Origin of the sequence: Streptomyces tailanensis, from assembly GCF_008386495.1 — a bacterium.
Classification (GTDB): domain Bacteria; phylum Actinomycetota; class Actinomycetes; order Streptomycetales; family Streptomycetaceae; genus Streptomyces; species Streptomyces tailanensis.
On the sequence record NZ_VTHJ01000003.1, the window covers coordinates 110,501 to 124,104 of the forward strand.

Genomic DNA, 13,604 nt, shown 5'->3' on the forward strand with positions numbered 1-13,604 from the left:
CACCGGCGCCGGCCGGGTGCCGCTGCGCCCACCCTCCCCCATCGCCCCAGCGGCACGATTGCCCGCAGCTACGAACGCTCCTGCTCTCGTGAACTCGCCCTGTTTGCCAGGACCTTGATCGAGACCAGGGCGATCACCGACAGGCCGATGATGTACGCGGACACCGCCATGGACGTGCCCGTCGCCTCCAGGAGCAGGACCATGAGGAACGGGGCGAGGCCGCCGCCGAAGACCGCCGCGATCTGGTAGCCGAGGGAGGCGCCCGTGTACCGCATCTCGGGGGTGAACAGCTCGGCGAACAGGGCGGCTTGGGGTCCGTACATGATGCTCAGGAAGCAGCCCGCGACGAACGTGGCGACCGCCAGCCATAGCAGTGAGCCCGTGTCGATGAGCAGGAACAGCGGTATGGCCCACACGGCGATGCCGACCGCGCCGAGCGCGTAGATCTTGATGCGGCCGATGCGGTCGGAGAGGGCCGCGGCGGCGGGGATCAGGACGAGTTGGGTGAGGCTGATGCAGAGGGAGACGGTGAGGACCGCCTCGCGCTTCATGCCGAGTTCACGGGTCGTGTAGTCGAGAATGCCGGTGATGAGGATGTAGAACGTCGCGGTGTTCACGGCGAAGGAGCCGCCGGCGAGGAAGACCGTGCCGAGGTGGCCGCGGAGGATGGTCCTGAGCGGGGAGCTCTTCTCGCCCTTCTCCTGTTCCGTCAGCGCCCGTTCGGCGGCCCGGAACTCGGGGGTCTCCTCGACGTGGCGGTGGATGTACCAGGCGAGCCCGAGGACGAACAGGCCGACCAGGAAGGGCACGCGCCAGCCCCACGCGGCGAACGCGCTGTCGCTGGTCGCCGCGCCCACGACGAGGAACATCGTGTTGGCGGTCACCACCCCGATGGGGACGCCGAGTTGGACGAAGCTGCCGTACACCCCGCGCTTGCCCTCGGGGGCGTACTCGGTGGCCAGCAGCATCGCGCCGCCCCACTGGGCGCCGACGGCGACGCCCTGGGCGGTCCGGAGGAGGACGAGCAGGATCGGAGCGGCGATCCCGATCGTCTCGTACGTGGGGAGGAGGCCGATGCCGGTGGTGGCCACGCCCATCAGGGTGAGCGCCAGGACCAGCATCGGCTTGCGGCCGCGCTTGTCGCCGAGGTGGCCGGCGACGATGCCGCCGAGGGGGCGGGCCAGGAAGCCGACGGCGAAGGTGGCGAACGCGGCGAGGACTCCGGCGGAGGAGCTGCCCGCCGGGAAGTAGAGGTCGCCGAGGACCAGCGCCGCGGCTATGCCGAAGACGAAGTAGTCGTACCACTCCACGGCCGAGGCGAGCGCCGCGGCGGTGGCCACCTTGCGATGGCTCCGGGGGCGGTCGGTGGCGGCGGAGACGGGCGGCTGGGGACGCGATGCGGAAGGAGCGGTGTCCATACGTGCACACTCCGGTCGGTGCGGGGACGTTCCCGGGAACGTACTGACCGGACGGTATGCAGTCAACGGTCTTGCACGGGTTGGATTCACGTGCTTCTTACATGTGGTTACACGTGTCCATGCGTATGCGGCCCGCCGCTCCTGGCGGAAGGCTCGCCTAGAACACCACCAGAGCCCGGCCGCCCTTGCCCGCCGGCATGTTGTCGAACGCAGCGGGGATGCCCTCCAGCGTGATGCGTTCCGTGACCAGGGCGCCGAGGTCCAGGCGGCCCGTCCTGATGTGCTCGGCGAGGACCGGCAGGTCGCGGGCCGGGTCGGAGTTGCCGTAGACGCAGCCGGAGAGGGTGCGGCCCCAGTGGAAGATCTCCAGCGCGTTGAAGGTGACCTGCTGGTCCTTGCCGCCGATGCCGACGACGGTGGTACGGCCGCCGCGCCGGGTCGCGTCCCAGGCCGCCCGGATGGTGGCCGCCCGGCCCACGCACTCCACGGCGACGTCCACTCCCTGCTTGCCGGTCAGGGCACGGATCTCGCGGGCGGTGTTCTCGGAGGCGACGACGTACTCCGTGGCGCCGGCCGCACGGGCCAGCTCCTCCTTCGCCGGGGAGACGTCCACCGCGATCACCCGGGACGCGCCCGCGATCCGCGCCGCCTGCAGCGCCGCCAGCCCGACCCCGCCCACCCCGAACACCGCGACGGTCTCGCCCGGCTGGACCCGCGCCGAGTGGTGGACGGCGCCGTAGCCGGTGAGGACGGCGCAGCCGAGCAGGGCCGCGTCGGTGAGTGGGACACCGGCCGGGGCGGGGAGTACACAGCCGGCGGCCACGACCGTCTCCTCGGCGAACGCGGCCACGTTCAGCCCGGGGTACAGGTCGGTGCCGTCGGAGGCGCGGCGGGCGTACACGTTCCCGGCGCCGGTCAGCGCGTTCGCGCACAACCACACCTCGCCCAGCGAGCAGGCATGGCAACTGCCGCACGAGGGAGCCCAGTTGAGGACGACACCGTCGCCGGGCGAGACATGGGTGACCCCTTCGCCGACGGCGACGACCGTCCCCGCGCCCTCGTGCCCGAGCACGGCGGGCACCGGCACGCGCATGGTCCCGTCGGACAGGGACAGGTCGGAGTGACATACTCCGGCGGCGGCGAGCCGGACCCGGACCTGACCAGGGCCCGGGTCGGGCAGCTCGATCTCGGCGATCTCCAACGGGGTGCCGATGGCGGGCAGTACGGCGGCGCGGACCTCGACCATGGCGAGCGACTCTCCTGAAACTAGGGCTAGAACTGAAGGGACTTGGTCTGGAGGTACTCGGCGAGGCCGTGTGCGCCGAGTTCGCGGCCCACGCCCGACTGCTTGTAACCGCCGAACGGGGCCTGCGGGTTGAAGCGGCCGCCGTTGATGTCGACCTGGCCTGTGTCCATACGGCGGGCGAAGGCGACCGCCTCGGCCTCCTCCCCCGCCCAGACGGCGCCGGCCAGCCCGTAGACCGTGCCGTTGGCGATCCGCAGGGCGTCCGCCTCGTCCTCGTAGCGCAGGATCGACAGGACCGGGCCGAAGATCTCCTCCTGGGCGATGGTCATCCCCGGAGTGACGTCGGCGAACACGGTGGGGCTGACGAAGTAGCCCTGCTCACGCGGGGATTCGGGGCCGCCGACGACCAGGCGGGCGCCCTCGGCGACGCCCTTCTCGATGTAACTCCGCACCCGTTGCCGCTGCTTGGCGTTGACCAGCGGGCCGATGCGCTCGCCGTACTTCGCGGCGGCCTCGGCGGCGAGCTCGACCGCCTGCTCGTACTGGGAGGTGTGCACCAGCATGCGCGTCCAGGCGCTGCACGTCTGGCCGGAGTTGGACATGACGTTCGCGACGCCGACGTTCACGGCCTTGGCGAGGTCGGCACTCGGGAGGATCACGTTCGCGGACTTGCCGCCGAGTTCCAGGGCCACCTTCTTGAGGGCGACACCGGCAGTCGCGCCGATGCTCCGGCCGACCGCCGTGGAGCCGGTGAAGGAGACGAGGTCGACGCCGTCGTGCGCGGCGAGTGCCTGCCCGGCGACCGTGCCGAGCCCGGTGACCAGGTTGAACACCCCGGCGGGTACGCCCGCCTCGTCCACCGCCTCCGCGAAGAGCTGTGCGACGAGCGGAGTGTCCTCGGCGGGCTTGAGGACGACCGTGCACCCCGCGGCGAGCGCCGGGGCGACCTTGGCGACGATCTGGTGCAGCGGGTAGTTCCAGGGGGTGATCGCGCCGACGACGCCGATGGGCTCCAGGTGCACGGTGGAGTTGCCGACCTTCTCCTCGAAGGCGTAGGTCGCGGCCAGTTCGGCGTACGAACCGGCGACCGCGACCGGCAGGTCCGCGTGCACCTTCCGGGAGAACGGCAGCGGCGAGCCCAGCTCCGCCGTTACGGTCTCGGCGATCTCCTCCCGGCGCGCGGCGAGCGCGTCACGTAGCGCGCCGATGACCGTGCCTCGCTCGGCGGGCGCTGTCGCGGCCCAGCCGGGGAGGGCGGCGCGGGCGGCGCGTACGGCCGCGTCGACGTCCTCGGCGGTGCCCGCCGGGACCCGGTCGATCACCTGCTCGTCGGCCGGGTTCACGACCTCGATCGTGTCGGTACCGGCGGCGGGCCGCCAGGCGCCGTCGATGTACATGCCGTCGTGTGCCTTCATCGTGTTGCCTCCCGGTGCGGGTCCCGGCCGAGGCCCGGGCGGGCCGTGTCGTACGCACCAAAAACTAGCCCTGATAGTTTTCCGACACCAGAGCCCCACGCAGTGGGCTCGACCTCACCACCGGTGGATTGAGGTCTTGCGCGCCGGGTCCCGGGTCGCGGTGAGGTGGGCGAAGACGACGACGTTGCTGGCGTAGCCCTCCCTCCGGTCGTACTCGCCGCCGCAGGTGATCAGGCGCAGTTCGGGGCGGTTGCGGGGGCCGTACACCACCTTGTTGGGGAAGCGGGACTTCTCGTACGACTTCACGGCGTCCACGGTGTAGACGGCGGTACGGCCGTCGGCGCGCCGGATCTCCACGATGCGGCCGGGCTTGATCATCTCGAGCGCGGAGAAAACGGCCGGCCCCGTCCTGGTGTCGCGGTGACCGACGACGACCGCGGTGCCGAGGCCGCCGGGGGCGGGCCCGGCCGAGTACCAGCCGACCGTCTTCGGCTTGTCTTCCGGAGGCGCCGGGAGGCGCCCTTCGCCGTCGAGGCGGAGCCCGATGACCGAGGCCGCCTTGATGCCGAGATAACGGATGGTGAGGCTCTTCGCCGGGGAGGGCGGGAGGGTACGGGGGGAGGCGGGTCTCTTCGGCTTGGCCGGCTTGGCCGGTCTGGTGGGGGTGGGCTTCGGGCGGGCGGTGGGCTTCGAGGGCGTAGGACGGGCGGGCTCGGTGGGGGTGGGCCTTCGTGAACCGGGCCGCCCGGTGGGCGTCGCCTTCCGCGGAGTCGCGGTGGGCGCAGGTGTGGTCGGCTTGGGTGTGGGCGTGGGCGTGGGCGTGACGCGTGGGGGCGTGAAGTACAGGGGCTCCGAGGCGCGCGGTGCCCCCGCACCGCGCGCCTCGGCGTCGGCGCCGGCGATGCGGGCCTCGGCGGGGCCGGTCCGCTCGTCGTGCTGCGCCCATTGGACGCCGCCCACCACCAGCGCGACGGTCATCACGATCGTCCGCGTCAGGCGGTAGGCGCGCGTCCGGTGCCAGGGCCTCGGGGCGCGTCTACGCAGCGCCATCGGGGCGGCGACGGCGCAGCCGGAGGTAGAACACGCCGCCGCCCGCGGCGAGGCCCACGGCAGCCGCGCCGGCGACCGGTGTGAAGTCCTGGGTCATGGCGAGACCGCCGCCACCGGCCGGGGGGCCGCCGTTGGGGGCGAGGGGCGGGCAGTTGACGGTGAAGGTCCTGTCGGTGCCCTCGCCCAACGTCACCTGGTCGTCCGTGGTGTTGTCCGGGGTCTCGTCGATCACCCAGGTCAGCCTGTATTCCCCTTCGGGGAGCCGCACCTGGCCACTGGGCATCACGGGCGGGGTGTACCCGCTGCCGGCATCGAGTGCGATGGACCCCGTGACAACGGGCACGGGGTTCGCGCCGGGGGGCTCGTTGTCGATCCGCCAGTTGATCTTCCTGGCGGTGGCGAAGTCGAATGCGGCGAGGTAGAAGTCGCAGACGTCGCCCGAATACTCGGTCGGGTCGTCGAACTCATCGGGGCCCACCCGGTGGATCAGGACGTCGGGTTCCTGAGCGACGGCCGCCGGTGCCGTGATCAGGGCGGCTCCCGTGGCGGTGAGTGCCGCGAGGGCGGCGGCGCTCACGCGCGCTCCGGCGCGGCGTGGACGGGACGAGGTGGACATGCGAGACCTCCGAGTCAGATGATTTTCATACAAATCACGCTGTCGTCTGACTCTCTGTCACATCACCTGACGCGCGACGGAAGCCGCGCCTCACAACCCGTCAGATTTCCCTCTTCCGGCCCAAGGACACCCCGGGTTCACCGGATGCCCCGGGTTGCTCCGGCTTCTCCCGTTCCGGCACGGCCGGCGAGCGCAGCGCTATCCCCGACGACACCAGCAGCAGTGCGCCGAGCATCACGAACGGCGCGGCCACACCCGCGACACCGGCGATCAGGCCCGCGGCGGCGGGCGCCGCTGCCTGTCCGAGCCGGTTGCCGGTCAGCCGCAGGGCGAGGGCGGTGGACCGGGCCTCCTCCGGCGCCGCCTGCACGACCGTCGTCATGGACAACGGCTGCCCGACACCCAGACAGAACCCGAGGGCTGCGAGCATCAGCGCCAGCCCCCACACCGGCACCGGGAACGCGATCCCGGCGCAGATCAGGGCCCCCAGCCCACAGGTCACGGTGAGCAGCGCGGTCCTGCCGAGCAGCCGCAGCATGGGCGGCATGACCAGACGGCACGCGATGGTCGCCGCCGCGCGCAGACTCAGCAGGACGCCGATCACCGACGGCGCGATGCCCCGGTGCTCACCGACCACCGGGAGGTACGCGGTGAGGATGTCGGTCGCCGACAGCACGGCGAGGCTGATGAAGATGCCGCCGGGCACTCCCCTGGTGCGCAGTATGCGGTGCACCGGGACCCGCTTGCCCTGCGTCGTACGGGACTTGGGCTCGACCGGACGCTCAATGCGCCACAGCGAGGTGAACGCGACCGCCGCGCCCGCCCCCGCGACCACCAGCGCGAGGGCACTCGTACGCGCCATGTCGGGGCCGCCGATGAGGACACCCGCCGCGATCGGGCCGACCAACTGGCCGAGCGAGGCGCCGATGGTGAAGTGGCCGAAGTTGCGGTCGTGTTCGTACGGTGCGGACTGGCGGGCGACCAGCGACTGGGCGCCGATGACGAAGGAGAGGTGCCCGAGCCCCATCACACCGCTCCACACGGCCATCGCCACCAGGGAGTTCGCCAGGCCGCTCAGCGCGCAGCCGCCGGCGATGAGGACGACGCCGACCGGCAACAGGGGCGCGCACCGCCCCTGGTCGGTACGGCGGCCGAGCGGTACGGCGGCGAACAGCGGGAGCAGGGCGTACACACCCGCGATCACACCGACCGCCCGCTCGTCGGCGCCCAGCGCGAGGGCCCGGTAGGAGACGGCGGGTCGGGCCATCGACACCGCCCCCTGCGCGAAGCTGAAGGCGATGACGAGGCGGAGCAGCCAGCCGCGGTTCCTGCCGGGCCTCACGATGCGTTCCTCCTTGGCGAGTTGGGGCTCTTCCCGAGTCCGACGAGTCCGACGAGTCCGACGAGTCCGACGAGTCCGATCAGTGCTATGAGTCCGATGGGGTCAGGGTCTCCCGAGGCGGGGGCGACCCCGGGAGGGGCCGTCCGCGATACGGACGGCCCCTCCCGGGGTTCGGACGATGCCCATCGACGAGACAGGGACGGGAGTCGGCTCAGATGATGCCCATCAGGATTCCGGCGCCCAGGATCACCAGCGAGGTGAGCGCCGCCCACTTCACGACGAACTTCGTGTGGTCGCCGAACTCGACCTTCGCCATACCCACCAGCACGTACACGGCCGGGACGAGCGGGCTGGACATGTGCAGCGGCTGGCCGACGAGCGAGGCGCGGGCGATCTCCAGCGGCGAGACCCCGTGCGCGGCGCCGGCCTCGGCGAGCACCGGCAGGACGCCGAAGTAGAAGCCGTCGTTGGACATGAAGTACGTGAGCGGCAGGCTCAGGAAGCCGGTGACGAGGGCCATGTGCGGGCCCATGCCGGCCGGGATGCCGTCGACGATCCACTTGGCCATCGAGTCGACCATGCCGGTGCCCTGGAGGACGCCGGTGAAGACGGCGGCGGCGAAGACCATGCCGGAGACGTTGAGGACGTTGTCGGCGTGGGCGGCGAGGCGCGCCTTCTGGTCGGGGATGTGGGGGAAGTTGACCGTCAGGGCGAGCGCGGCACCGAGGATGAACAGCACCGGGATCGGCAGCCACTCCATGATCATGGCGGTGAGCAGCGTGACCGTGAGCAGCGCGTTGAACCAGTACAGCTTGGGGCGCAGCGTCGGGCGGTTGGGGTCCAGGCCCTGGAGGCGGACATCCTCGACGTCGTCGTCCTCAGGATCGGCGTCGGTGCCGGAGCCCGCGCCGCCGGTGGTCTTCGTCGTACGGACCTTGCCGTCACCGGAACCGCCGGCGCCGACGAGGACGGTCTCCTCGGACTCCTGCTTCTCGTCCGCGTCCTTGACGATCTTCTCCTGCTCCAGGACGTCGTCGAGGCTCAACACACCGAGGCGCTTCCGCTCCCGGATGCCGAGGAAGTAGGACAGGACGAAGACGAAGAGCAGGCCGACGAGGAGTGCCGGGATCATCGGGACGAAGATGTCGCCGGCGTCGAGCTTGAGCGCGGTGGCGGCGCGGGCGGTCGGGCCGCCCCAGGGCAGCGTGTTCATCACGCCGTTGGCGGTGGCGGCGACACCGGTCATCACGACCAGGCTCATCTTCAGGCGCTTGTACAGCGGGTACATCGCCGAGACCGTGATCATGAAGGTCGTCGAGCCGTCGCCGTCCAGCGAGACGATCGCGGCGAGCAGGGCCGTGCCGATGACGATGCGCAGCGGGTCGGCCTTGCAGAACTTCAGGATGCCGCGAACGATCGGGTCGAAGAGGCCGACGTCGATCATGAGGCCGAAGTAGACGATGGCGAACATCAGCATCGCGGCGGTGGGCGCGAGATTGCCCACCCCCTCGATGACGTAGTCGCCGAGATGGGCACCCTTTCCTACGAACACGCAGAAAAGTGCCGGGATCAGCACGAGCGCCGCGATCGGCGACATCTTCTTCATCATGATCAGGACCAGGAAGGTCGCGATCATGGCGAAGCCGAGGATGGTCAACATGTGTGGATACCTAACGTTCGCCCTTGAACTCCCACCAGGGCACCGGCGGTGCGACGACGTTAGGGCGGCTCCACAAGCGTTAACAAGACGTTGACATGCGAGCAATAAGCGCAAAACTCCAGGTCACAGCGTTGCGCCTGCTCGGGACACCTCCACGGGGACGCCATTGAGGACCGCGTTGCCCGACAGCGGGTCGAGCAGCGAGCCGTCGAGGAGCTGGTTGACGTTGACGCCGGGGTCGAGTGCGGCGTGGCTCATACGGGTGCCGGGGCGGTCGTGGCCCCAGCCGTGCGGCAGGCTCACCACGCCCGTGCGGACGCCGTCGGTGACCTCGACGGGAGCGGTGACCTCTCCCCCGGCTCCCTTGATCCGTACGGTGTCCCCGTCTGCGAGGCCGAGGCGGTCGGCGTCCTCGGGGTGGATGTGGAGGGTGCAGCGGTTGGTGCCGCCGGTGAGGGCGGGGATGTTGTGCAGCCAGCTGTTGTTGGACCGCAGATGCCGTCGCCCGATGAGGACCAGCCCCGCCGGACGCTCACGCAGGGCTGCCCGGAGCCTCGGCAGATCGTCGACGATCGGCTGCGGCAGCAGCTCGACCTTGCCGCTCACCGTCTTCAGCGGCTGCGGCAGGCGCGGCCGGAGCGGCCCGAGGTCGATGCCGTGCGGGTGGGCGAGCAGTTTCTCCAGGGTCAGGCCGTCCGGCCGGGCGCCGAAGCCGTCGCCGTACGGGCCGAGGCGCAGCATCATGTCGAGTCGCCGCTCGGGGCCGCTGTCGCCCGTCAGCAGGCCGGCGAGTTCCTGCGGGTCCCGGCCGTGGACGGGCGAGTGGGCCTCCTTGACGGCCTTGCCCAGGGTCTGGCCGATGACCAGGTCGTCTACGGCGGAGGGGTCGGCGCCGTGCATGCCGGTGGCGGCGAGGGTGAGCCGCGCGAGGATCTCCGTCTCGGCCATCCGTCCCTCCTCCAGGGGCACGGCGGCGCGGTTGTAACGGACCTGGTTGCGTACGGCGAAGGCGTTGAACGCGAAGTCGAAGTGCGGGGCCTGGGAGGGCGGGGGCGGCGGCAGCACGACGGCGGCGTGGCGGGCGGTCTCGCCCAGGTACGGGTCGACGCTGACCATGAAGTCCAGCGAGCCGAGCGCCTTGTCGAGGCGGTCGCCGTCGGGCGCGGAGAGCACGGGGTTGGCGGCGACGGTGACGAGGGCGCGGATGGGGCTGCCCTCGGGGGTGGCGGTGTCGATCTCCTCGGCGAGCGAGGACAGCGGCAGCTCGCCCTTGGCCTCGGGGTGACCGCTCACCCGGCTGCGCCAGCGGCCCAGGCCGAAGCCGCGGCCGGGCCCGGCGGGCCGGGGCGTCTTGTCGGTCGCGGACTGGGGGAAGAGCGCGCCGCCGGGCCGGTCGAGGTTGCCGGTGAGGATGTTGAGCACGTCGACCAGCCAGCTGGCGAGGGTGCCGTGCGGAACGGTGCAGCTGCCGATGCGGCCGTATACGGCGGCGGTGGGCGCGGCGGCGAGTTCGCGGGCCATCAGACGAATCGTGTCGGCCTCGACGTCACAGGCGTCGGCAGTGGCCTCGGGCGTGAACTCGCCGAGCGTGAGAGCGAGTTCGTCCACGCCCTCCACATGCGCGGCGAGGTCCCCGAGGTCGGCGAGCCCCTCCTCGAAGAGGACGTACGCCATCGCCGCGAGCAGCAGCGCGTCCGTGCCCGGCCGGATGGCGATGTGCCGGTCGGCGAGCTTGGCCGTACGGGTCAGGCGGGGGTCTACGACGGTCAGGGTGCCGCCGCGGGCCTTGAGGGCCTTCAGCTTGCCGGGGAAGTCGGGGGCGGTGCACAGACTGCCGTTGGACTCCAGGGGGTTGGCGCCGAGGAGCAGCAGATGGTCGGTGTGGTCCAGGTCCGGTACGGGGATGGCGTGGGCGTCGCCGTAGAGCAGTCCGCTGGAGACGTGTTTGGGCATCTGGTCGACCGTGGAGGCGGTGAACAGGCTGCGGGTGCCGAGGCCGGCGAGGAGGACGGGCGGGTAGAGGGCACCGGCCATGGTGTGGACGTTCGGGTTGCCGAGGACGACACCGACGGCGTTCGGCCCGTGCGCCTCGACGACGGGCCGCAGCCCGGCGGCGACGGCGTCGAAGGCCTCCTCCCAGGTGGCCTCCCTCAGCTCCCCGTCCCTGCGGACCAGCGGGGTGCGCAGCCGGTCCGGGTCGCCGTCGGCCGCCCCGAACGAGGCGCCCTTCGGGCAGATGAACCCCTTGCTGAACACATCGTCCCGGTCGCCGCGCGCCTTGGTCACCCGCGTGCCCTCGATGGTGAGGGTGAGCCCGCAGGTGGCCTCGCAGAGCGGGCAGATCCGCAGGGCGGTGCGGGAGTCGGTGGTGGTGGACACGGGTCCTCCCGGAGGACGGCGGCGACGGTGACGCTGGGGCGGGGTGCCGCGCGCGTGATTCGCACGGCACCGGGACCGAGCATACTGACCGGTATGCATGAGCGGGAGGGGGCGGGAGAGTCAGCGGCGGGTTTCCGGCCGCCGCTCACATTCAGTCCAGCACCCTTGCCAGATACGCCCGCAGCAGCTCCCGCATCTCCTCGATGATCCTGGCGTCCCCCTCCGGGGAGACCCGGAAAGCGAGGTGGACGAGGGTGTCGGCGGTCTCGACGGCTATGAGGAAGGTGCGGCGGAGGTCCTCGTCGGGGGTGCGGTCGATGTAGGCGGAGAGCAGCTCGGAGAGGCGGTCGGCGACGCGGTGGTTGGGCTCCTGTCGGTGGCCGCCGACGGGGATCTGGTTGCCGAAGTCGATGAGGGCGAAGCCGGGGGCGTTGCGCTTCATGTCGAGGTACTCGTCGAGGACGGCGTCCATCGCGGTGCGCCAGTCCCCACCCCCGGCCACCCGGAGGCGCTGGGAGACGCGCTCGGTGAAGCGGTCGAGGTTGCGTTCGGCGAGCGCGTCGGCCATCGCACGCTTGTTGCCGAAGAAGCGGTAGACGGAGCCGATGGGGACGCCCGCGCGCAGCGCGACGGCACGGGTGCTCAGCGCGTCGTAACCCACCTCGTCTAGGAGGTCGGCGCAGGCGTCGAGGATCCTGGTCAGTCGTTCGGCGCTGCGCCGCTGTACGGGGGCGCGGCGCAAGGGGGTCGCCTGGGGCACGGGATTCATGATGCCTTTCCGCCGAGGTCCAATCGAGGTCCGATGAGGTCCGATGAGCCTTCCGTTGTCTGTACGGCCGGTGCCGGGAGACTAGAGCACCGCACTGACAAGACGGATCCGCAGCGGATCTGGTTCGGGGGATTTTTTCGCCCCCCGCCGCCCCTACCCGTTCCATCCCCAGGGGCTGTGCCCCTTCGACCCCCTTCGCCTACTAGCTCGGCGGGATGGGGATATTCGGCGAGTGCGGATTTTGTGTGGTTGATCGCGCAGTTCCCCGCGCCCCTTTGGGGCGCTTGCGGTGCCCTCTTGCGCCGGTCCACCTCCAATCCTACGGTGAAGCATAGGAATAACGTGTGCGAGGGAGCCGGCATGAGCGAGGACCTGCGGAAGATGGCCGAAGGGCTGGAGCACCTCTCCGGGTTCGGGAATGAACACTCCTCGGAGGCCGTTCCGGGTGCCCTGCCGCACGGGCGAAACTCCCCCCAGCGCGCTCCGCTCGGGCTGTACGCGGAGCAGCTCAGTGGTACCGCGTTCACTGAGCCGAGGGCGCACAACCGCCGCTCGTGGCTGTATCGGATCCGTCCGTCGGCAGCCCACCCCGGCTTCACACGCACCGGCAACGGCAACGGCAACGGCAACCTGCGTACGGCCCCCTTCGCCGAGACGGTCCCCGACCCCAACCGCCTGCGCTGGAACCCCCTCCCGGAGCCCCCGGCAGGCACGGACTTCCTCGGTGGTCTGTGGACCCTCGGGGGTAACGGGGACGCGGCCCAGCGCACCGGCATGGCCGTGCACCTCTATCACGCCAACGCGTCGATGGACCGCGTCTTCAGCGACGCGGACGGTGAGCTCCTGATCGTGCCGGAGCGCGGTGGCCTTCTCCTGCGCACGGAGTTCGGTCTTCTCCACGCCGAACCGGGCGAGGTGGCTCTGATCCCCCGAGGCGTCCGCTTCCGTGTGGATCTCCTCGATGCCTCCGCCCGTGGCTACGTCTGCGAGAACTACGGCGCCCCGTTCCGCCTGCCCGACCTCGGTCCGATCGGCGCCAACGGCCTTGCGAACGCTCGCGACTTCCGGGCGCCGGTGGCGGCGTACGAGGACGTCGAGGGCCCGGTGGAGGTGGTGAACAAGTTCTGCGGCAACCTCTGGACGGCCACGTACGACCACTCGCCCCTGGACGTGGTCGCCTGGCACGGCAACTTCACGCCGTATGCCTACGACCTGCGCCGTTTCAACGTCATCGGCACGATCTCGTACGACCACCCGGACCCGTCGATCTTCACGGTGCTGACCTCGCCGTCCGACACCCCGGGCCTGGCCGGCGTGGACTTCGTCGTGTTCGCTCCGCGCTGGCTGGTCGGCGAGGACACGTTCCGGCCGCCGTACTTCCACCGGAACGTGATGAGCGAGTACATGGGGCTGATCGAGGGCGCGTACGACGCCAAGGCGGAGGGCTTCGTGCCCGGTGGCGGCTCGCTGCACAACATGATGTCGGCGCACGGGCCTGACCGGGAGACGTTCGAGAAGGCGAGCGCCGCCGAGTTGAAGCCGCAGAAGGTGGATGACGGGCTGGCGTTCATGTTCGAAACGCGGTGGCCCGTCCTGACGACCGAGCAGGCGGCACAGGCGGAGCACCGGCAGCAGGGGTACGACGATGTGTGGTCGGGGCTCCGGCGCCACTTCGGCCCGTTGCACTGAACGCGTGACGCCGGGTACGG

The 13,604-nt window shown here is 71.0% G+C and carries 10 protein-coding genes; 1 reads left to right on the top strand and 9 read right to left on the bottom strand.

Annotated features, from left to right (window positions below):
* Positions 1 to 68: 68 nt before the first annotated feature.
* The 9 genes from F3T56_RS04170 to F3T56_RS04210 form a co-directional block, all read right to left on the bottom strand.
* Positions 69 to 1,418: an MFS transporter gene (locus tag F3T56_RS04170; RefSeq protein WP_149823303.1), complete on the bottom strand. Its 1,350-nt coding sequence runs from the start codon at positions 1,416 to 1,418 to the stop codon at positions 69 to 71.
* Between the two features lie 157 nt (positions 1,419 to 1,575).
* Positions 1,576 to 2,664: a Zn-dependent alcohol dehydrogenase gene (locus tag F3T56_RS04175; protein ID WP_149823304.1), complete on the bottom strand. Its 1,089-nt coding sequence runs from the start codon at positions 2,662 to 2,664 to the stop codon at positions 1,576 to 1,578.
* Positions 2,665 to 2,690: 26 nt separating this feature from the next.
* On the bottom strand, positions 2,691 to 4,079 hold the full coding sequence (locus F3T56_RS04180) for an aldehyde dehydrogenase family protein (protein ID WP_149823305.1): 1,389 nt from the start codon (positions 4,077 to 4,079) through the stop codon (positions 2,691 to 2,693).
* 114 nt (positions 4,080 to 4,193) lie between these two features.
* Complete coding sequence (locus F3T56_RS04185) at positions 4,194 to 5,129, bottom strand: class F sortase (RefSeq protein WP_149823306.1); 936 nt, start codon at positions 5,127 to 5,129, stop codon at positions 4,194 to 4,196.
* Positions 5,116 to 5,706, bottom strand: a complete 591-nt coding sequence (locus F3T56_RS04190) for a hypothetical protein (protein WP_342786897.1) — start codon at positions 5,704 to 5,706, stop codon at positions 5,116 to 5,118. Before F3T56_RS04190 ends, F3T56_RS04185 begins: the two co-directional genes overlap by 14 nt.
* A gap of 139 nt (positions 5,707 to 5,845) precedes the next feature.
* On the bottom strand, positions 5,846 to 7,087 hold the full coding sequence (locus tag F3T56_RS04195; RefSeq protein ID WP_149823308.1) for an MFS transporter: 1,242 nt from the start codon (positions 7,085 to 7,087) through the stop codon (positions 5,846 to 5,848).
* A gap of 211 nt (positions 7,088 to 7,298) precedes the next feature.
* On the bottom strand, positions 7,299 to 8,747 hold the full coding sequence (locus tag F3T56_RS04200; RefSeq protein WP_149823309.1) for a CitMHS family transporter: 1,449 nt from the start codon (positions 8,745 to 8,747) through the stop codon (positions 7,299 to 7,301).
* A gap of 123 nt (positions 8,748 to 8,870) precedes the next feature.
* On the bottom strand, positions 8,871 to 11,126 hold the full coding sequence (locus F3T56_RS04205; protein ID WP_149823310.1) for a molybdopterin oxidoreductase family protein: 2,256 nt from the start codon (positions 11,124 to 11,126) through the stop codon (positions 8,871 to 8,873).
* Positions 11,127 to 11,277: 151 nt separating this feature from the next.
* Positions 11,278 to 11,895 (bottom strand): TetR/AcrR family transcriptional regulator, encoded by a 618-nt coding sequence (locus tag F3T56_RS04210; RefSeq protein ID WP_149823311.1) that lies wholly within the window; start codon positions 11,893 to 11,895, stop codon positions 11,278 to 11,280.
* Positions 11,896 to 12,255: 360 nt separating this feature from the next.
* Here F3T56_RS04210 and hmgA point away from each other — a divergent pair, with 360 nt between their 5' ends.
* Positions 12,256 to 13,584 carry a homogentisate 1,2-dioxygenase gene (gene hmgA / locus F3T56_RS04215; RefSeq protein ID WP_149823312.1) on the top strand — a complete coding sequence of 443 codons (1,329 nt, stop codon included), beginning with the start codon at positions 12,256 to 12,258 and terminating at the stop codon, positions 13,582 to 13,584.
* The last annotated feature ends 20 nt before the right edge of the window (positions 13,585 to 13,604 follow it).

Excerpts from the sequence above, each read along its gene's own strand:
- F3T56_RS04170 (WP_149823303.1), bottom strand. The coding sequence starts at position 1,418 with ATGGACACCGCTCCTTCCGCATCGCGTCCCCAGCCGCCCGTCTCCGCC.
- F3T56_RS04200 (WP_149823309.1), bottom strand. The coding sequence starts at position 8,747 with ATGTTGACCATCCTCGGCTTCGCCATGATCGCGACCTTCCTGGTCCTG.
- F3T56_RS04210 (WP_149823311.1), bottom strand. The coding sequence starts at position 11,895 with ATGAATCCCGTGCCCCAGGCGACCCCCTTGCGCCGCGCCCCCGTACAG.
- hmgA (WP_149823312.1), top strand. The coding sequence starts at position 12,256 with ATGAGCGAGGACCTGCGGAAGATGGCCGAAGGGCTGGAGCACCTCTCC.
- F3T56_RS04175 (WP_149823304.1), bottom strand. The coding sequence starts at position 2,664 with ATGGTCGAGGTCCGCGCCGCCGTACTGCCCGCCATCGGCACCCCGTTG.
- F3T56_RS04185 (WP_149823306.1), bottom strand. The coding sequence starts at position 5,129 with ATGGCGCTGCGTAGACGCGCCCCGAGGCCCTGGCACCGGACGCGCGCC.
- F3T56_RS04180 (WP_149823305.1), bottom strand. The coding sequence starts at position 4,079 with ATGAAGGCACACGACGGCATGTACATCGACGGCGCCTGGCGGCCCGCC.